We start from the raw sequence: 19,156 nt of genomic DNA, 5'->3' as shown, positions 1-19,156 counted from the left end.
TGGGTCGGCTTCCGCATAGCCCAGGGCGTATTGACTGAAACTGGCCGACCCACCCCCAACCCCTCCCTTCCGGGGAGGGGGGCAAGAAGGTCAGGCCTCCACGTGCTCCGGCACCGCCTCGAGCGCAGTAATAAACAACTCGCACCACCACATCACGTCCTCCTTGCGGACGTTGTCGATCAGCTTCTCCCAGCGCGCCTTGCGCTCAGCCAGTGGCATCTTCAGCGCGCGGTCGATCGCGTCGGACATCTCCTCGGGGCTGTACGGATTGACCAGCACCGCGTCCTTCAGCTGCGTCGCCGCGCCCGCGAAGTGCGACAGCACCAGCACGCCCGGATCCTCAGGATCCTGCGCCGCGACATACTCCTTCGCGACCAGGTTCATCCCGTCGCGCAACGGCGTCACGAGCCCGACCCGGGCGGCGCGGTAAATCCCGGCCAGCACGTCGCGCGGAAACCCCTGGTTGACGTAGCGGATCGGCGTCCAGTCGATGTCCGAATATTCGCCGTTGATCCGCCCCGACATCGAATCGAGGTTCGCGCGAATCTCCTGGTAGGTATCCACCTTCTCGCGCGAGGGCGGCGCGATCTGGAGCATGTAGACCAGGCCCCGCCGATCCGGATGCGACCCGAGGAACCGCTCGTACCCAGCAAACCGCTCGGCGAGCCCTTTCGAATAATCGAGCCGGTCGACCCCGACGATCAGGCTGCGCCCGGTCGCGGACATGTACATCCGCTCCTTGGCATGCCGCGCCGCGTCGCTGTTCGCCGACTTTTCGAAGTCCGCGGTCTCGATCCCGATCGGCGTCGTGATCGCCTTGATCGTGCGGTCGCCGACCGTCACCCAGCCATCCTCGCCGACCACGCCGTCGAGCTGGCTCGTCACGTAATGCAGGAAGCTGTCGAGCCAGTCCTGCGTCTGGAACCCGATCACGTCGTACGCGAACATCGATTCAACCAACGCACGGTGGCTCGGCAGCGACAGCAGCATCGCCATCGGCGGCCACGGAATGTGGAGGAAGAACCCGATCTTGTTCTCGACGCCGAGCTTGCGCAGTTCCTGGCCGAGCGGGACGTGATGATAGTCGTGGACCCACACCAGATCCTCGGGCTCGATCAACGGCAGCACCGTCTCCGCGAACCGCTTGTTCACGCGAGCATAGCCGCTGGAGAAATCGCGTTCGAACTCGGTCAGGTCGATCCGGTAATGGAACAGCGGCCACAAGGTGCGGTTCGCATAGCCGTTGTAATATTCGTCGAAATCCTGCTCTTCGAGGTCGATCGTCGCGGTGGTGACGCCCTTGCCCTGCTGGAAATTGATGTGCCCGGTGAAGGTCTCGGTGGTCGATCCCGACCAGCCGAACCACACGCCGCCCTTTTCGCGGAGTGCTGCGAGAAGCGCGACCGCGAGGCCGCCCTGGTTGCCGGAGGGTGCATCGACCGACTGGACGCGGTTCGAGATGACGACGAGGCGGCTCATCGGACGGCACTCCACGGCTTGCTGAGCAGGACCGCGCAGTTGATCAGCCCCACCAGCGAATAGGTTTGCGGATAATTGCCCCACAGCTCGCCGGTATTCGGATCGATATCCTCCGACAGCAGCCCGGCCGGCGTCCGCCGCGCGACCATCTCGCAGAACAGCGCGCGCGCGTCGGCGGTCCGGCCGGTCGCGTGCAGCGCCTCGATCAGCCAGAACGTGCAGACGTTGAACGCGGTGTGCGGCAGGCCGAAATCATCCTCGGTCGCATAGCGCAGCATGTGGCTGCCGCGCCGCAGACCCTCCTCGACCGCCTTCAGCGTCGACTGGAACCGCGGATCGTCGGGCGCGAAGAAGCGCAGGTCGAGCAGCTGGATCAGGCTCGCGTCGAGATCGTCGCCACCGAACGTCGCCGAGATACGCTGCGTATCCTCGCGCCACGCCGACTGCTCGATCACGTTGCGGATCGTGTTCGCACGCTCTTCCCAGAACGTCCGGCGATCCTCGAGCCCGAGAACCTCCGCCGCATTGGCCAGCCGGTCACACGCGGCCCAGCACATCGCCGCCGAATAGGTGTGGACGTGCGCCTTGGTGCGCAGCTCCCACAGCCCCGCGTCGGGCTTGTCGTAGGTCTCCCACGCGCGGTCGCCGACCAGTTCGAGACTCTTGAAATCCTCCTCGCTCGACATCCGGAACAGCCGCTTGTCGAAGAACGCCTGAACGTCGGACAGGATGATCTGGCCGTACGCGTCGTGCTGGATCTGCTCGTACGCCTGGTTGCCGACGCGTACCGGGCCCATCCCGCGATAGCCGGGCAGGTCGCTCTCGATCCGCTCGATCAGCGTCGCCTCGCCACCGACGCCGTAGAGCGGCTGGACATGGCCGCCCTTCGACGCGTCGACGATGTTGCGCAGATATTCGAGATACCCTTCAAGCACGTCGAGTGCACCCAGCCGGTTGAGCGCCTGCACGGTATAATAGGCGTCCCGGATCCAGCAGTAGCGATAATCCCAGTTGCGCTCCGAGCCCTCATGCTCGGGGATCGAAGTGGTGAGCGCGGCGACGATCGCGCCGGTCTCCTCGTGCTGGCACAGCTTCAGTGTGATCGCGGCGCGGATGACGACGTCCTGCCACTCGACCGGCGTCGCGAGCCCGCGCACCCAGTGGCGCCATTCGTCCTTGGTCCGCGACAGCATCGCCTCTGCCGCCTCGTGCAGCACGCCCGCGAAACTCTCGTCGGGGCCGAGGAACAGGTGCATCTGGCGTTCGAGCCGGAACCAGTTCTCGCCGACGATATGCCCGACCGGCGCATCGGTGGTCAGCCGCAGCGTCTGGTCGTCCATCAGGAAGCGGATGTGGTTCGAGCCCTGCGTGTGCTCGGTCGGCTTCCCCCAGTTCGTCGCGACACGCATGCGGACGCGGATCCGCGGCGAGCCGGCGACCGGCTTGACGATCCGGACGAAGCTGGTCGGGCGATAGGTGCGGCCTTCGCGCACGAAGCGCGGGCAGAAATCGATCACCTCGACTGCGTTGCCCGCCTCGTCCTCATGCCGCGTCACCAGGATCGGCGTGTTGCGGATATAGGCCTGCGTCGTCTTCGCACCGCCCTCCAGTTCGATCGCCCAGAACCCGGTCTCGGGCGCATCGCCGCCGAGCAGCGCGCAGAACGCGGGGTCGCCGTCGACGCGGGGCACGCAGCCCCACACGAACGTGCCGGTCTTGTCGATTAGCGCGGAGACCTGGCAATTGCCGATCGGCCACAGGTTCATGTCGGCTTTTTGGGTAGGTGCGGTCATCGTGTTTCCAACATGGGTGTTTCCAATATGGCAGCAATCCAGTCGCGAAGTGCGGCAACGTCGTTCAGGCGGTAGGTGGCGGCGGTAGGCCGTTGCTCGCCGATCAGCACGCCCGCCCCGCCAAGGTCGTGCGCGGCCTCGAACCCGTCCTCGTCGGTGACGTCGTCGCCGAAGAAATACGGCACGCTGCCCACCATCGTCGGCGCGGTGATCAGATCGCGGAGGGCGGCGCCCTTGTCACCGGGGGTGCGCAGCTCGACCATCATCTTGCCGTGCTGGAGCGTGAGGCCGTGGCGGACGGCGAGGTCCTCGGCGAGGCGGACCGCGGCGGGTTCGAAGTCCGGCGCCATCCGGTAATGCAGCCCGGCGCCAAGGCTCTTGGCTTCGTAGACCAGGCCGTTGGCGTCGGCGAAGTCGCGAAACGAGGCGGCGGCGGCTTCGAGCGAGGCGGGGCGCTCGGCGGCGACATGGCCGTCGTCGGGCGTGCGCGTCTCGGCGCCGTGGCTGCCCGCGACCGCGAACAAATGCGCGTGCCGCCCGAGCATCGCGTCGAGCTGCGCGATCGAGCGCCCGCTGATGATCGCGACCCGACCGGGGAAGCGCTCGGCGAGCGTATCGAGCGTGTCGAGTAGGATCTGCTCGACGACGACCGCGTCGGGCGTCGCGGCAAGGTCGACGAGCGTCCCGTCGAAATCGAAGAACAGGCTCACGGCGTCGGGCACGGCAAGGGGCGGCGCGAGGACATCAGTCGCGGGCTGGCGTTCGGCTAGCATCATCCCTGAACCCCTAGCGCCATCGCTCCGTTCCGCTGCACTGCAAAATTGGAACGGGTGCGGTTCGAATTTCGGGGTGGGGAGAGAAGTGATTGGCGAGCGCGACCGTCCCTCACTGTTCTCCCGCGAACGCGGGAGCCCAGGACCAAGCAGCGCAGCGGCGGTAACCCTGGCCCCCCGCCTCCGCGGGGGAACAATAAGGGGAGAAGCAGGCATGAACGCTCTAACGTGGCACAATTTCACCACTCACATCGCCGCACCCACCACCACCCCGGCGAAGGCCGGGGCCCACTAGGGAAGGCAGTTGTAATAGCCCACGGGCATTCATGAGCCCGGTCCGCCCAATTGGGCCCCGGCCTCCGCCGGGGTGGTGTAGATACGAGACCTCTCTTCGTCATGCCGGGCACGTTCCGGCATCCACCGTTCCGCACTCCCAGCACCTCAAGAGAATGCGGCCCGGTGGACCCCGGAACAAGTCCGGGGTGACGGAAGGCCAGCAAACCTTGTTTCCCCGCGAAGGCGGGGACCCAGACTGGACTCCCGCCTTCGCGGGAGAACAAGTAGCAGGGGGTGGCCCACGTTAAACAGCGTATGCACGTGCCATCAGGATAGCGGCCGAGCAAGTCAGTGCAGACGGCGCCAGTTGAAGCCACCACCCCCCTCCAATCCACCCCACCTGCGACACCTCGCGACACAAAACCGCTGGACTAGCCCCAGCCCCTTGGTCATGCCTGCCGCCCATGTCCCGCGTCCGCGCCCTCCTCATCGCATCCGTCTCCGCGGCCGTCCTGCTAGCCGGCTGCACCGTCGGCCCGGACTACCACCCCAAGGCCGCCGCAGAGCTGGGCGTCCCCGACGCGTATTCGGTCACCCCCGAAACCAAGCCCGAAGACCTCACCCGCTGGTGGCAGAAGTTCGACGACCCCGTCCTCGGCCAGCTCGTCGAGCAGGCCGCCGCCGCCAACCTCGACCTCGCACAGTCGGTCGCCCGCCTCCGCCAGGCCCGCGAAAGCCTGCTCCAGAACCGCGCCTCGCTTCTCCCGACCGTCAACGGCTCGGCCGGCTACCAGCGCAACGAGAACGTCCGCGGCGGCGGGCGCTCGTTCACGCTGCCCGACGGCACCGTCATCGATACCGGCGGCGGTGGCGCCAACAGCTTCACGGTCGGCGCCAGCGCCAGCTATCAGGTCGGCGTCTTCGGCGAGATCCGCCGCACCGTCGAGGCGAGCCGCGCCGACTATGCTGCGTCCGGCTACGACTACGCCACCGTGCTCATTTCCGTCGAAAGCGAGGTCGCGCGCAACTACGTGCTGGCGCGCTCGTATCAGCAGCAGCTCGCCAACGCCCGCGCCTCGCTCGCGATCCAGGACGACAATCTCGAGATCGCCGGCTTCCGCGTCCAGGCGGGGCTCGTCTCCAGCGTCGATGCCGAACAGGCGCGAGCCCAGCGCGCGCAGACCGCCGCGACCATCCCCAGCCTCGACCAGCAATATGCCGCCGCCGTCGCGCGGATCGGCGTGCTGACCGGCCAAGCTCCCGGCGCGCTCCGCTCACTGATGGCGCCCGCGAAGGCGATCCCGACCGGCCCCGCCGCGGTCGGCTTCGGCATTCCCGCCGACACGCTCCGCCAACGCCCCGACATCCGCTCGGCCGAACGCGCGCTCGCCGCCGCCACCGCGCGGATCGGCGTCGCCAAGGCGCAGCTCTATCCCGCGCTCGCGATCACCGGCAACCTGAACACCAACGCGACCTCGATCGGCAACATCGGCGACGCGATCACCGGCAGCCTGTTCGCCGGGCTGACCCAGGCGATCTTCAACGGCGGCCGTCTGCGCAGCCAGGTCCGCACCAGCGAAGCCGCCGCCGACGGCGCGCTCGCGCTCTACAAGTCCACCGTCCTCACCGCGCTGGAGGATGTCGAGAACGCCGTCGTCGCGCTCCAGACCGCGCAGGAACGCGAGCGGCAATTCGCGATCGCGCTCGACGCGTCGAACAATTCCGCGATCCTCAGCCGCAGCCAGTATCGCACCGGCCTCACCGATTTCACCACGCTCAACCAGCAGGAAACCGCGCTCCTGTCCGCGCGCAACGGGGCGACGCAGGCGCGCGCCGACGCCGCGACCGCGTTGATCGCACTCTATGCCGCGCTCGGCGGCGGCTGGGATTCCACCGTGATCCCTGAAGCGCCCATATCCAATCCAGAGGCACGCTGATGGCCGACGCATCGATCGACGACTTCCTCGGCGTAAAGCCGCAGGCCCCCTGGAAACGCTACGTAAAGTGGGTCGTGATCGCGGTCGGCGTGGTCCTGCTGTGCCTGCTGCTCGCCAAGTGCTTCGGCGCGAAGGAGCAGACGCAATATTCGACGCAGGCCGCCCAGCGCGGCAACCTGACCGTCAGCGTCTCGGCAACCGGCAAGCTCGCCCCGACCACGCAGGTCACCGTCGGCTCGCAGCTTTCGGGCCTCGTCACCAAGGTCGTCGTCGACGTCAACGACCGCGTGACCGCCGGCCAGCCGCTCGCGCTGATCGACCCCGAACAGCTCGACGATCAGATCCGCCAGACCAGCGCCCAGCTCGCGGCCAACCAAGCGCAGGTCGCGCAGGCTCAGGCCACCGTCGCCGAATCGCGCGCGCAGCTGAACCGCCTCGAAGAGGTCTCGCGCCTCTCGGGTGGCCGCGTGCCGTCGAAGACCGAGCTCCAGACCGGCCGCGCCGATTACGCGCGTGCGGTCGCCGCGCAGAAGGTCGCCGAAGCCAACGTCGTCGCCAGCCGCGCGCTCCTCGCGCAGAACCAGACTCAGCGTGCCCGCGCGATCATCCGCTCGCCGGTGACGGGGGTGGTGCTCGCGCGCCAGATCGATCCCGGCCAGACCGTCGCCTCGTCGTTCAACACGCCGACGCTGTTCGTGATCGCCGAAGACCTCACCAAGATGAAGCTCGAGGTCGCGATCGACGAAGCCGACGTCGGCGAGGTCAAGATCGGCCAGAAGGCCAGCTTCACGGTCGATGCGTTCCCCGGCCAGACCTTCCCCGCGACGATCAGCCGGGTCGATCTCGGCTCGAACCTGACGGTCAGTTCGGCGACCTCGTCGACCTCGACCACCGCGACCTCGACCACCGGGCAGGTCGTCTCGTACGCGGCCGACCTGACGGTGGGCAATCAGTCGCTGACGCTGCGCCCCGGCATGACCGCGACCGCGGACATCGTCACCTCGGACAAGCGCAACGTCCTGCTCGTCCCCAACGCCGCGTTGCGCTTCAAGCCGACCGCGGCGTCCGGCGATGCAGGCGGCGGCATCGCCGGCTCGCTGACCTTCCGTCCGCGCCGTGGCGGCGGTGCGGAGCGCACCGCGACGGTCGCTCGCGGCGCGCAGCAGACGATCTACGTCAAGGGCGCGGACGGCACGCCGCAGCCGGTGCAGATCACCACCGGCGACACCAACGGCACGATGACCGAAGTCCTGTCGGGCAATCTCCAACCTGGCGCGCAGGTCATCACTGGCCAGTTGGCGAGCGGCGGCGACGATGCCAAGCGCAGCGGCGGCGCACGTCGCGCAGGGAGCGCCAGCAAGGGTGGGGGCGGTGGCCAGTAACGCGCCGCTCACCGCCGAACCGCTCATCTCCTTGCGCGGCGTCACCAAGACGTACGGGCAGGGCGCGACGATGTTCCAGGCGCTCAAGGGCGTCGACCTCGACATCGCGGCGGGCGATTTCGTCGCGGTGATGGGGCCGTCGGGGTCGGGCAAGTCGACGACGATGAACATCCTCGGCTGCCTCGATGTGCCGAGCGACGGGACATTCCTGTTCCGCGGCCACCACGTCGAGACGCTCGACCGCGACCAGCGCGCGCTGTTGCGGCGGAAATATCTCGGCTTCGTGTTCCAGGGCTTCAACCTTCTCTCGCGCACGTCCGCGCTGGAGAATGTCGAACTCCCCTTGCTTTACCGCGGCGACGAAAAGCGCGCGCGCCGGGACGCGGCAATGGCGAGCCTTGATACGGTCGGGCTCGCGGACTGGTGGGATCACACCCCGGCCGAGCTCTCCGGCGGCCAGCAACAGCGCGTCGCGATCGCCCGCGCGCTGGTGACAAGCCCCGACGTACTGCTCGCCGACGAACCGACCGGCAACCTCGACAGCGAACGCTCGGTGGAGATCATGCAACTCCTCACGCGGCTTAACGCAGAGAAGAACATCACGGTCCTGATGGTCACGCACGAACCCGACATGGCCGCCTTCGCCAGGACGGTGGTCCACTTCAAGGACGGCCTGGTAGAACGCATCGAAAGCCAGCACCGCCAAGGCGAAAGCGTGGAATCGTGAGCGCCTCCCAAAACGCATTCCCCTCCCGCTTGCGGGAGGGGTCAGGGGAGGGCGCGACGTACGTACTGGCGTCCGGCCTATTTGATCAGCCCCTCCCCCGACCCCTCCCGCAAGCGGAAGGGGAGCAGCAAGACTGCGCTCTCGACAACGGAGCGACGCGCTAATGTTCGGCACAACCCTCGTCCTCGCGCTCCGCTCGATCCGCCGCCACCTCCTGCGGTCGTTCCTCACCATCCTCGGCATCGTCATCGGCGTCGGTGCGGTCGTGACGATGGTCACGCTCGGCAAGGCGACCACCGCCGCCGTGCAGCAGTCGATCTCCGCGCTCGGCACCAACATCCTCCAGGTCCGCCCCGGCCAGGGCTTCGGTCGCGGCGGTGGCGGCCCGCGCCCGCCCGACTTCAAGCCCGAGGACGTCGCCGCGATCGCCAACCAGATCGCCGGCGTCACCGCGGTCGCGCCGCAAGCCAGCGCCACAGCCACCGCGATCTACGAAGGCGCCAACTGGTCGACCACGATTAACGGCACCACCGACGCGATTTTCCAGGTCCAGCCATGGCCGCTCGCCTCGGGCCGCCGCTGGACGCCGGTCGAGGAAAGCGCCGGTGCCGCGGTCTGCATCATCGGCAATACCGTCTCGAAAAACCTGTTCCCCGGCGGCGATCCGGTCGGCCACCGTTTCCGTATCGGACCGATCAGCTGCGACGTGATCGGCGTGCTGACCACCCGCGGCCAGGCCGGCTTCGGCGGCGATCAGGACGACACCGTGGTCATGCCGATCAAGGCGGTCCAGCGGCGCTTCACCGGCAACCGCGATATCCGCCTGATGCTGGTCGGCGTCGACGAGCGCTTCTCGACCAGCACGGTGCAGGCCGGGATCACCGACCTGCTCCGCGAACGCCGTACCATCACCGGCGACAAGCCCGACGACTTCAATATATTCGACACCAAGCAGATTTCGGACACGCTGACCGGTACCACGACCCTGCTCACCGGCATCGTCGCCGCGGTCGCGGGGATCAGCCTGGTGGTCGGCGGGATCGGCATCATGAACATCATGCTGGTGTCGGTGACCGAGCGCACGCGCGAGATCGGCATACGGTTGGCCATCGGCGCAGTCGCGCGCGAAGTGCTGTTGCAGTTCCTCGTCGAGGCGATCGCGCTGTCGTGCCTCGGCGGCGTCATCGGGCTGATCGTGGCGCAGGCCGCGATCGCGATCATCGCGCCGCTGATCAAGGTTCAGTGGCTGTTCGTGCCCGAGATCAACATCTTCGCGTTCGCGATCTCCGCAGTGATCGGCGTCGTTTTCGGCTATTTCCCGGCCCGGCGCGCGGCGGCGATGAACCCTATCGACGCGTTAAGGCACGAGTGATCGCCGCCTTGGGATCGCGGACCAGCGCCTGCAGCCGGTCCAGATCCTCCGGCGTGTCGATGTCGATCAGTTCGGCGGGCGCGGTCACGACGTGCCGCCCCGCCTTCACCAGGTCACGCGCGCCCGCGTCGCCGTCCAGCGTCAGCAGGAAATCGAACCGCTCGCGCCCGAACAGGGCAGGGGGGCTCGGCTTTTCGCCATCGCTCGACGCGACCACCGCATCCGCGCTGTCGGCGGCATCGAGCATCCGGTAGATATGCGCCGCGGTCACGCGCGGCATGTCGGCCAGCGCGATCAGCACCGCCTCCGCGCCCTCGTCCTTGGCACACTGCACACCCAGCTTCACCGACTGCGACATCCCCGACGACGGATCGTCGTTGTGCACGACTTCGAAATGATGGCTGATGAAGTCGAGCTTGCAGCCGTCGGTGACGACCAGCCGCCGCTTGAACGGAATGTTCTCGAACGCGGTGACGACGTGCATGCCCAAAGGCTTGTTGAGGAACGGCACCTCGAGCTTGTTGGGGATGCCGAACCGCTCCGAGCGCCCGGCCGCGAGGAGGATGAGGAAGACGTTTTCAGCGGCGATCATTGAACGCTCCTATCATCGCCGCCGCGACCGACAGCGCGATTTCCGACGGTCCGATCGCGCCGATGTCGAGCCCGACCGGCGCATCGATCCGGTCGATGTTCTCCGCCGTAACGCCCTCCGAGGCAAGCCGCTCGCGCCGCGCCGCATGGCTCTTGCGGCTGCCGAGCGCACCGACATACGCGGCATCGGACGCGAGCGCCGCGATCAGCGCGGGGTCGTCGATCTTGATGTCGTGGCTCAGCGTCACGACCGCGGTCGAGGGGCCGGGGCGGAGCGCGGCGATCGCCTCGTCAGGCCAGCGGTCGTCGAGCGTCACGCCGGGAAACCGCTCTTCGGTCAGAAAGCGCGCTCGCGGATCGATCACCACCGTCTCGATCCCGAGTTCGCGTGCGAGCCCAGCCAGAGCCTGCGCGATCTGCACCGCGCCGACGATCAGCAGCCGGCGCGGCGGATCGTAGCGGTTGACGAACACCTCGCCCGTTTCCAACGGTCGCGCGTCGCTGTGCCCGGTCGCGAGGTCGGTCGTCACCGTCAGCGCATCGCCCTGGTCGCGCGCATCGGCGATCCGGTCGAACAGTTCGGGATCGAACCCTTCGGCCGACACCGGCTGCACCATCACCGCGATCTCGCCGCCGCACGGCAGCCCGACCTCCCACGCCGCCGCATCCGCGACACCGTAGTTGCGCACCTGGAACGGCGCCCCGGCGATCACCTCGGCGGCGGTGGCCAGGATGTCGCTCTCTACGCACCCGCCCGAGACGGATCCCTCGAACCGCCCATCGGCGTGGACGAGCATATGGCTACCCTTAGGTCGCGGCGCAGATCCCCAGGTCGACACGACCGTGGCGATCGCCATCTTGTCGCCCTTCCAGGTCTTCGCAGCAGCGAGCACGCTATCGTTTTCGGCCATGTTGTCTCTCTTCTCGTTCTCCCGCGAAGGCGGGAGCCCAGGAGCCACGAACGCTCCGTTTGAAACCCTGGACCCCCGCCTTCGCGGGGGAACAGCTCTTAAATCGAGGGCAACCCTTCGAGCAGCTTGTCGAGCGTCACCGGAAAGTCCCGAACCCGCACCCCCGTCGCGTTGTAGATGGCATTCGCCACCGCAGCCCCCGCGCCGGAAATTCCAAGCTCGCCAACGCCCTTCGCCCCCACCGGGTTCGCGGAGTCGTCGATCTCCTCGATGAAATGCACCTCCAGCTGTGGAATGTCGGCATTCACCGCGACATGATATTCGCCGAAATCGGGGTTCACGAACGCGCCCGTCCGCGTGTCGACGATGCCCTCCTCGCTCAGCGCATAGGCGATCCCCCACGCCATCCCACCGGTGATCTGGCTCGTCGCGGTCTTGCGATTGAGCACCCGCCCGACATCGAACACGCCCAGCATCCGCCGCACGCGCGTCTCGCCGGTCACCGCGTTCACCGCGACCTCGACGAAGTGCGCGCCGTGGCTTGCCTGGCTGGTGCGCTTGCTCTCGGCACCCGGCCCGGTCTTGCCCATCGCCACGATCGGTTCGCCGCGGACGAGGTCCGCCAGCTTCACTGACCGCCCTCCAGCGCTAACGCAGCCGTCGTGCAGGCTCAGATCCTCTGGCGCCGCGTTCATCCGCAACGCCAGTTCGCCAAGGATATCCTCGCACGCGAGCACCACCGCCGAACACGCGCTGCCAGCGCCAAACGACCCGCCCGACCCCGCGCTCGGCGGGAAGTCGGTATCGCCGAGCCGCACATTGACCTCGGCGACCGGCAGCCCGAGCATCTCGCCCGCGGTCTGCGCGAGGATGGTGTACGTCCCCGTGCCGATATCGGTCATGTCGCATTCGACCGTCGCGCGGCCATCCGCCTCCAGCCGTACGCGCGCCTGCGCCTCGACCGTGAAGTTGCCGCGCAGGCTCGCCGCCATGCCGATCCCGACCAGCCATTCGCCCTCGCGGACGGAGCCCGGCGCCGGCACCTTAGCAGGCCAGCCGAATCGCTCGGCGCCCTGCGTGTAGCAATCGAGCATCCGCCGCGTGGAGAACGGCTTGCCGCTCATCGGATCGGTCTCGGGCTCGTTGCGCCGCCGCAGTTCGATCGGGTCGATCCCAAGCTGCTCGGCCAGTTCGTCCATCGCGCACTCGACCCCGAACGTCCCGACCGCCTCGCCCGGCGCACGGACCGCACCGCTCGCAGGCAGGTTGACCCGCACCAGGTCGGTCTTGAACCGCCGCGCGTCGCCCCGGTACAGCGGCAGCGTCCCGAACGGCACCGGCTCGAGAAACTCGCCATCGTCGTTCTGCGCGACGACGCTCTCATGCCCCATGCCGAGGATCACGCCGTTTGCGTCGGCCGCGATGCGGATCCGCTGCGTCGTGTGCGAGCGGTGGTGGACCATATACGCAGTTTGGCGACGGGGCAGGGCGACCTTGACCGGCCGCCCGACGACCTCCGCCGCGATCGCCGCGAGGATCGCTTCCGGACCCACGCCAGTCTTGCCCCCGAACCCGCCGCCAACATACGGGGCGAGGACACGCACCTTATCCGCATCGATCTTCAGCGCCTTGGCGATCGTTTTCCGCGCCCCGCCAATCACCTGGTTGCTCGACCGCACGGTCAGCTTGTCGCCCTCCCACCACGCGGTGGTCGCATGCGGCTCCAACGCGGCGGGGAAATGCACGGGCGTCGTGTAGGTCCGGTCGAACGTCACCGCCGCGTCCGCCATCACCGCATCGAGATCGCCATTGTCGATCGGCGGCAGGAAGCCGATCTTCGGCGCGGTATCGACCGGCTGCGCCTCGACGTCGAACCGATCCTCGCCCGCCTCGGTGCGAACCACGACCAGCGCCGCGGCATCGCGCGCGATCGCCTGATCCTCCGCGACGACGATGGCGACCGGCTGGCCGAGGTGGAGAATGACGTCGGTATCGAACAGTGGCATCGCGCGCGAATTGGACTCGCCGGCGGGCATACGCGGGTCGTTATGGATGACGGCGATGACACCGGGCAAAGCTTCGGCGGCGCTGACGTCAATACCGAGAATGCGCCCGCTGCCAACCGGCGTGCCGACGATCGCGGCATAGGCTATGCCGTCGGGCGTGCCTTCATACGCATAGTCCGCCACCCCGGTGACCTTCGCCGGCCCCTCGATCCGGTCGAGCCCCAGCCCAAGAACGCCCTGCTTGGCGCGGTCGAGACCACCCGGCCGAAACGCCGCATCCATCACGTGTTCGTTCATTCTGCGGTCCTCGGGTGGAGGGAAGGATATGGGTAGGCTGGGGGCGTTTGACGAGACGGACCGCCCTTCCGCGCCTGAAAGAAAACGCCCGCAACATTTCCTGTTTCCCCGCGAAGGCGGGGATCCAGGGTTACGGGCGTTATCCTGCGTGGCTCCTGGGCCCCCGCTTTCGCGGGGGAACTAGAAGGAGACGGCTCAGCTTCCGCCCTCAAACAGCCGGCAACTGATCCAGCAGCTTATCCAGCGTAATCGGGAACTCCCGCACCCGGATCCCCGTCGCATTATACACCGCGTTCGCCACCGCAGCACCCGCGCCCGAAATCCCCAGCTCGCCAATCCCCTTCGCGTGGATCGGATTCGCATGGATGTCGCGCTCGTCGACGAAATGGACGTCCATCTGCGGAATGTCGGCGTTCACCGGCACGTGATATTCCGCGAGGTCGTGGTTCACCAGCTTGCCGGTACGCAGGTCGTGGATCAGGTCCTCGGTCAGCGCCGCGCCGATCCCGAACGTCATCCCGCCAAGACACTGCGACCGCGCGGTCTTCGCGTTGAGCACGCGCCCCGCCGCGAACGACCCGAGCATCCGCCGCACGCGTACTTCACCAGTCACGGCGTTCACCGCGACCTCGGCGAAATGCGCGCCGAACGACGCCTGGGTCGTTTCCTTTTCCTGCTTGCCCGGCTTGATGTGCCCGGTCGCCTCGAGACCCTTGCCGACCAGCTCGCCGATCGGTGTCGAACGATTGTCGCCGATCGCCTTGCCGTCCTTCAAGGTCAGGTCAGCCTCGTCGACGTCCATAGCCTTGGCCAGCTTCCCGCGCAGCATCTCGCACGCGAGATACACCGCCGTCCCCGACGACGTCGCGCCCCACGAACCGCCCGAACCGGCGGCCGGAGGATCGTTGGTATCGCCCAAGGACATCGTGATGTTCTCGACCGGAATACCCAGGATCTCGGACGCGATCTGCGCCAGGATCGTGTAGCTGCCCGTGCCGATGTCGGTCATCGCCGACGACACGGTCGCCGAGCCATCCGGATGAATCTCCACCTTCGCGGACGATTCCTGCATCATGTTCCCGCGCACTGCCGCAGCCACGCCCGTCCCGATCAGCCACTCGCCCTCGCGCCGCGTCCCGGCCTTTTGGCGCTTGTCCCAGCCGAACTTGGCCGCGCCCTCGTCCAGTGCACGCGTCAGATTGCGCGACGAATACGGTACGTCCTTCTCGGGATCGACCGCCGGGTCGTTGATCCGGCGCAGTTCGATCGGATCCATGTCGAGCTTCTCGGCCAGCTCGTCCATCGCGCCTTCCAGCGCCATCATGCCGACAGCCTCACCCGGCGCGCGCATCGAGCCCGACACGACGAAATTCACATCGACGATATCATGCGTGATGATCCGGTTCTCGCCACCGTACAGCATGTGCGTACCGATCCCCGCGGGCTCGAAATAATCCTCGGTCGACTGGTTCGAGGTGAGCGTCTCGTGACCGATCGCGCTGAGCTTGCCGGTGGCATCGGCCGCAAGCCGGATGCGCTGCTCGGTATTGGAGCGGCGCACGGTCGCCTCGAACACCTGCTGGCGCGCCATCACCGCCTTGACCGGCCGGCCAAGCTGCTTCGCTGCGATCGCCGCCGCGACGCTCTCGGGCGCGATGCCGAGCTTTGATCCGAACCCGCCGCCGATATAGCGCGCGATGATCCGCACCTTCTTCTCGGACACGCCGAGCGACTTCGCCAGTTGCTGGGCATCTGACGTCGGCATCTGATAGGCGCCGTACAGCGCTAGCGAGCCATCCTCTTCCCACACCGCGATCGAGGCATGCGGCTCCATTGCCGCGGAGTTCTGGCTCGGCGTGACGTAGGTAACGTCGATCGTCACCGGCGCGTCGTCCATCGCCTTGTCGACGTCGCCCTGCGCGAAATGCGCCTGCGTGGCATCGTCGGCCGGCTTGCGAGTCTCGTCACGATGCGCGGCGAAGTCATACTGCCCCTCGCTCGCCTGATACTCGATCGGCAACCGGGCCGCTGCGTCACGCGCGACCTCGAAGCTCTCGGCGAGCACGATCGCGACGATCTGGCCGAAGAACGCGATGTCCTTCACGCCCTGCGTCGGTGCATCGGTCGCGCCGCCCTGCGCTGCCACACGGATGAACCGATCGAAATCGGTCACGACGTCGATCACGCCGGGAATGCTCTTCACCGCGTCGACGTCGATCGAAACGACCTTGCCCGCCGAGATCTTCGTGCCGACCAGCACGCCATACGCCATGTTCGCGAACTGGTATTCCGCGGCATAGGTCGCCGTGCCGGTGACCTTCAGAGGCCCGTCGACTCGGTCGAGCGGCTTGCCGATGACGCCCTGGACGCCCGTATCCAGAAGACTGTCTGGATGCGGCTTGTCCATCGTGAGACTGTTGGTGGTGCCAAAACCGAACATGCTTATGCTCCCGTGACGTTGCGCAGCGTCGCGATCAGCGTGCGACGGGCGAGGGGGATCTTGAAGTCGTTCGAGCCATAGCCCTTGGCATCGGCCAGCAGCGCGGTCGCCGCGGCCTCGAACGCGGCATCGGAGGGCGCCTTGCCGACCAGTGCCGCCTCGACCGCCGGGTTGCGCCACGGCATCGGTCCAAGCCCGCCGAACGCAAGCGAGGCCGACGCGATCACGCCGTCCTGCACATCGACGATCGCTGCCACCGAAACGAGCGCGAACGCATACGACGCACGATCGCGCACCTTGCGATATTCCTGCTTGCCCTTGACCGGCGCCGGCAGCTCGATGTGCGTGATCAGTTCACCCGCCTCGAGCGCGTTCTCGATCTGCGGCGTGTCGCCCGGCAGGCGATAGAAGTCGTGGATCGAGATCCGCCGACGATCGCCGTCCGCCTTCAGCGTCACGATCGTCGCGTCGAGCGCACGCATCGCCACCGCCATGTCGCTCGGGTGCGTCGCGATGCAATGCTCGCTCGTCCCCAGCACGGCAAGGATACGGTTGAACCCGCCGATCGCCGAACAGCCGCTGCCCGGCTCGCGCTTGTTGCAGGCCGCTGCGGTGTCGTAGAAATAATAGCACCGCGTCCGCTGGAGCAGGTTGCCCCCGGTCGACGCCTTGTTGCGCAACTGCCCAGACGCACCGGCCAGCAACGCGCGGCTTAGTACTTCGTACTTGGTGACGACGCGGCGGTCGGCGGCGAGATCGCTGTTCGGCACCAGCGCACCGATCGTCAGCCCGCCATCCTCACGCTCCTCGATCTTCGCGAGATCGAGCCGCGAGATGTCGACCAGCTTGTCCGGCGTCTCGACCTGCAACTTCATCAGGTCGAGCAGGTTCGTACCGCCCGCGATGAACTTCGCACCAACGGTATCGATATCCTTGACCGCAGCCTCGGGCGTCGCGGCCTTTTCGTATGCGAAGGTTTTCATGCCACCAGCTCCCCACGCGCATTGGCTTCCATCGCGGCGTCCTTCTCATCCGCGGTCCGGCCTGCGGGCTCGGCACCACCGACTTCACGGATCGCGTCGACGATGTTCGGGTAGGCGGCGCAGCGGCACAGATTGCCGCTCATCCGCTCCGAAATCTCGGCATCGTCGAACTTCGGATCGGTCAAGTCGCCCGAAGCATGGCTGGCCCAACCCTTCTTGACCTCGTCGAGCATGCCGACCGCCGAACAGATCTGCCCCGGCGTGCAATAGCCGCACTGATACCCGTCATGCCGCACGAACGCGTCCTGCAACGCGTGGAGGTTGCCCGGCTGGCCGATCCCCTCGATCGTCGTGATCTCGTCGTCCTGGTGCATCACCGCGAGCGTCAGGCAGGAATTGACGCGGCGCCCGTTGATCAGCACCGTGCACGCGCCGCACTGTCCATGATCGCAGCCCTTCTTCGAGCCCGTCAGCCCGAGATGCTCGCGGCACAGGTCGAGCACCGACGTGCGAATATCGGGCTCGGCGTCATATGATTGACCATTGATCGTGAAATGCATGGCGGTGCCCCTGGTTGAATGTGCCGGGAATGTACGGATTTCGAGGACTCAACGCCGATGCGACCGATCGTTTCCTATTGCGACAAGCTCTCACGTGTTGGTACGCTGGCGTTCATAGCGCTGAGCGGGCAAGCTGTTGCGATGACGCCAGCTTCTCCCCGATTGTCGCCCCCAATCGTCATTGCGCACCGCGGTGCGAGCGGGCTTCGACCCGAGCATACGCTGGCGGCCTATGAGCTCGCGATCGACCAGGGCGCGGACTTCATCGAGCCCGATCTGGTGCCGACCAAGGACGACGTCCTCGTCGCGCGCCACGAGAACAATATCGCCGAGACGACCAACGTCGCCGACCATCCCGAGTTCGCCGCGCGGAAAACCACCAAGACGATCGACGGCCAGACGATGACCGGCTGGTTCGTCGAGGACTTCACGCTCGCCGAACTGAAGACGTTGCGCGCGAAGGAGCGGCTGCCAAAGCTGCGACCCGCGAACACCGCCTATGACGGCCAGTTCCAGATCCCGACGCTCGCCGAGATCATCGCGCTCGCCAAGCGCCGCACGACCGAGACGGGCCGGACGATCGGCATCTATCCCGAGACCAAGCATCCGACCTATTTCGTCAAGATCGGCCACCCGACCGACGCGAAACTGGTCGCCGAACTGCGCGAGGCCGGCTGGGATTCGGCGAAGGCGCCGGTGTTCATCCAGTCGTTCGAGGTCGCCAATCTCCAGCGCCTCCACAAGATGACCAAAATCCGCCTGATCCAGCTCATGGACGGGGAGGGCGGTCCCGCCGACGGCGCGCAGCCTAGCTACAAGGTGATGATCACGCCCGAAGGCCTGAAGGCGGTCGCCGCCTACGCCTACGGCATCGGCCCGAACAAGAGCATGCTCTGGACCGACGCGACCCCCACCACGCTGGTCGCCGACGCGCACGCGGCAGGGCTACGCGTCCATCCCTGGACCTACCGCGCCGAGAACTATTTCGAACCGACCCGCTTCCGCCGCGGCACCGACCCCGCCGCCCACGGCGACATCGCCGCGGAGATCGACGCTGGCCTCGCGCAAGGTATCGACGGTTTCTTCACCGACTTTCCGCTATACGGGGCCCAAGCGCGCGATCGGTCCCGCGCAGGAGTGAAGTAAATGCGTAAAGTCCTCCCCGTACTCGCGGTCCTGCCGTTCCTCGTAAGTGGCTGCATCAGCACAGCAACCTCGATCGTGAAGGCACCGTTCCAGGTCGCCGGCAAGGCGGTCGACTGGACCACGACCAGTCAGGAAGAATCGGATCGCAACTACGGCAAGAAGATGCGCAAGCAGGAAGCCGAAGAGGGCAAGCAGCGCAAGGAACTGGCGAAACGTTGCAAGAAGGACCCGCAGCGTTCGGAATGCGGCCAGTACCAAGGCTACCGCGCGGGAAACTGAGCTCCCTTCTACCACCCCGGCGAAGGCCGGGGCCCAGTTGGGAAACAGAAGTAATGTAGCGCTGCGCTCAGTCAGCAACGTCCCCCAACTGGACCCCGGCCTCCGCCGGGGTGGTGCCCCACGCCAATGTTCCCTGACTCCCTTGTTCTCCCGCGAAGGCGGGAGCCCAGTCTGGACTCCCGCCTTCGCGGGAGAACAAGCTTA

General features: G+C 67.0%; 15 protein-coding genes. 6 read left to right on the top strand and 9 right to left on the bottom strand.

Annotated elements, in window-relative coordinates:
- Window positions 1–90: 90 nt before the first annotated feature.
- Genes C8J39_RS04350 through otsB form a run of 3 tightly spaced genes read right to left on the bottom strand, consistent with a single transcriptional unit; the run spans window position 91 to window position 4,048 of the window.
- Window positions 91–1,479, bottom strand: coding sequence for a trehalose-6-phosphate synthase (locus tag C8J39_RS04350; protein WP_056060743.1), 1,389 nt, complete (start codon window positions 1,477–1,479; stop codon window positions 91–93).
- On the bottom strand, window positions 1,476–3,272 hold the full coding sequence (locus C8J39_RS04345) for a glycoside hydrolase family 15 protein (protein WP_120299384.1): 1,797 nt from the start codon (window positions 3,270–3,272) through the stop codon (window positions 1,476–1,478). Before C8J39_RS04345 ends, C8J39_RS04350 begins: the two co-directional genes overlap by 4 nt.
- Window positions 3,269–4,048, bottom strand: a complete 780-nt coding sequence (gene otsB, locus C8J39_RS04340; RefSeq protein ID WP_243649717.1) for a trehalose-phosphatase — start codon at window positions 4,046–4,048, stop codon at window positions 3,269–3,271. The genes C8J39_RS04345 and otsB overlap by 4 nt, the downstream gene beginning before the upstream one ends.
- Before the next feature lie 737 nt (window positions 4,049–4,785).
- Between otsB and C8J39_RS04335 the strand changes: the two genes are divergently transcribed.
- The 4 genes from C8J39_RS04335 (at window position 4,786) to C8J39_RS04315 (ending at window position 9,739) form a co-directional block, all read left to right on the top strand.
- Window positions 4,786–6,258: an efflux transporter outer membrane subunit gene (locus C8J39_RS04335; RefSeq protein WP_120299383.1), complete on the top strand. Its 1,473-nt coding sequence runs from the start codon at window positions 4,786–4,788 to the stop codon at window positions 6,256–6,258.
- Window positions 6,258–7,640, top strand: a complete 1,383-nt coding sequence (locus C8J39_RS04330) for an efflux RND transporter periplasmic adaptor subunit (protein WP_120299382.1) — start codon at window positions 6,258–6,260, stop codon at window positions 7,638–7,640. The genes C8J39_RS04335 and C8J39_RS04330 overlap by 1 nt, the downstream gene beginning before the upstream one ends.
- 70 nt (window positions 7,641–7,710) lie before the next feature.
- Window positions 7,711–8,367, top strand: coding sequence for an ABC transporter ATP-binding protein (locus C8J39_RS04325; RefSeq protein WP_243643425.1), 657 nt, complete (start codon window positions 7,711–7,713; stop codon window positions 8,365–8,367).
- A gap of 163 nt (window positions 8,368–8,530) precedes the next feature.
- Window positions 8,531–9,739: an ABC transporter permease gene (locus tag C8J39_RS04315; RefSeq protein ID WP_056060727.1), complete on the top strand. Its 1,209-nt coding sequence runs from the start codon at window positions 8,531–8,533 to the stop codon at window positions 9,737–9,739.
- Here the strand turns inward: C8J39_RS04315 and C8J39_RS04310 are convergent.
- From C8J39_RS04310 to C8J39_RS04285, 6 genes are all read right to left on the bottom strand, one after another.
- On the bottom strand, window positions 9,714–10,331 hold the full coding sequence (locus C8J39_RS04310; protein WP_093396750.1) for a nucleotidyltransferase family protein: 618 nt from the start codon (window positions 10,329–10,331) through the stop codon (window positions 9,714–9,716). The two genes, C8J39_RS04315 and C8J39_RS04310, sit on opposite strands and share 26 nt — an antisense overlap.
- On the bottom strand, window positions 10,318–11,241 hold the full coding sequence (locus tag C8J39_RS04305; protein WP_120299380.1) for an XdhC family protein: 924 nt from the start codon (window positions 11,239–11,241) through the stop codon (window positions 10,318–10,320). Before C8J39_RS04305 ends, C8J39_RS04310 begins: the two co-directional genes overlap by 14 nt.
- 98 nt (window positions 11,242–11,339) lie before the next feature.
- On the bottom strand, window positions 11,340–13,544 hold the full coding sequence (locus tag C8J39_RS04300) for a xanthine dehydrogenase family protein molybdopterin-binding subunit (RefSeq protein ID WP_120299379.1): 2,205 nt from the start codon (window positions 13,542–13,544) through the stop codon (window positions 11,340–11,342).
- Window positions 13,545–13,752: 208 nt separating this feature from the next.
- The gene (locus C8J39_RS04295; protein ID WP_120299378.1) at window positions 13,753–15,984 is read right to left on the bottom strand and encodes a xanthine dehydrogenase family protein molybdopterin-binding subunit; all 2,232 of its coding nucleotides are present in this window, start codon (window positions 15,982–15,984) and stop codon (window positions 13,753–13,755) included.
- Window positions 15,985–15,986: 2 nt separating this feature from the next.
- A complete protein-coding gene (locus tag C8J39_RS04290; protein ID WP_120299377.1) occupies window positions 15,987–16,967 on the bottom strand; it encodes a xanthine dehydrogenase family protein subunit M in 981 nt (326 codons plus the stop codon).
- Window positions 16,964–17,527 carry a 2Fe-2S iron-sulfur cluster-binding protein gene (locus tag C8J39_RS04285; protein ID WP_082441359.1) on the bottom strand — a complete coding sequence of 188 codons (564 nt, stop codon included), beginning with the start codon at window positions 17,525–17,527 and terminating at the stop codon, window positions 16,964–16,966. Before C8J39_RS04285 ends, C8J39_RS04290 begins: the two co-directional genes overlap by 4 nt.
- 141 nt (window positions 17,528–17,668) lie before the next feature.
- Between C8J39_RS04285 and C8J39_RS04280 the strand changes: the two genes are divergently transcribed.
- Window positions 17,669–18,673 carry a glycerophosphodiester phosphodiesterase gene (locus C8J39_RS04280; RefSeq protein WP_120299720.1) on the top strand — a complete coding sequence of 335 codons (1,005 nt, stop codon included), beginning with the start codon at window positions 17,669–17,671 and terminating at the stop codon, window positions 18,671–18,673.
- The gene (locus C8J39_RS04275) at window positions 18,674–18,952 is read left to right on the top strand and encodes a hypothetical protein (protein WP_120299376.1); all 279 of its coding nucleotides are present in this window, start codon (window positions 18,674–18,676) and stop codon (window positions 18,950–18,952) included.
- Window positions 18,953–19,156: the final 204 nt, after the last annotated feature.

Source organism: Sphingomonas sp. PP-CC-1A-547 (assembly GCF_003610375.1).
Classification (GTDB): Bacteria; Pseudomonadota; Alphaproteobacteria; order Sphingomonadales; family Sphingomonadaceae; genus Sphingomonas.
This window is presented reverse-complemented; position numbering and strand designations above follow the sequence as displayed.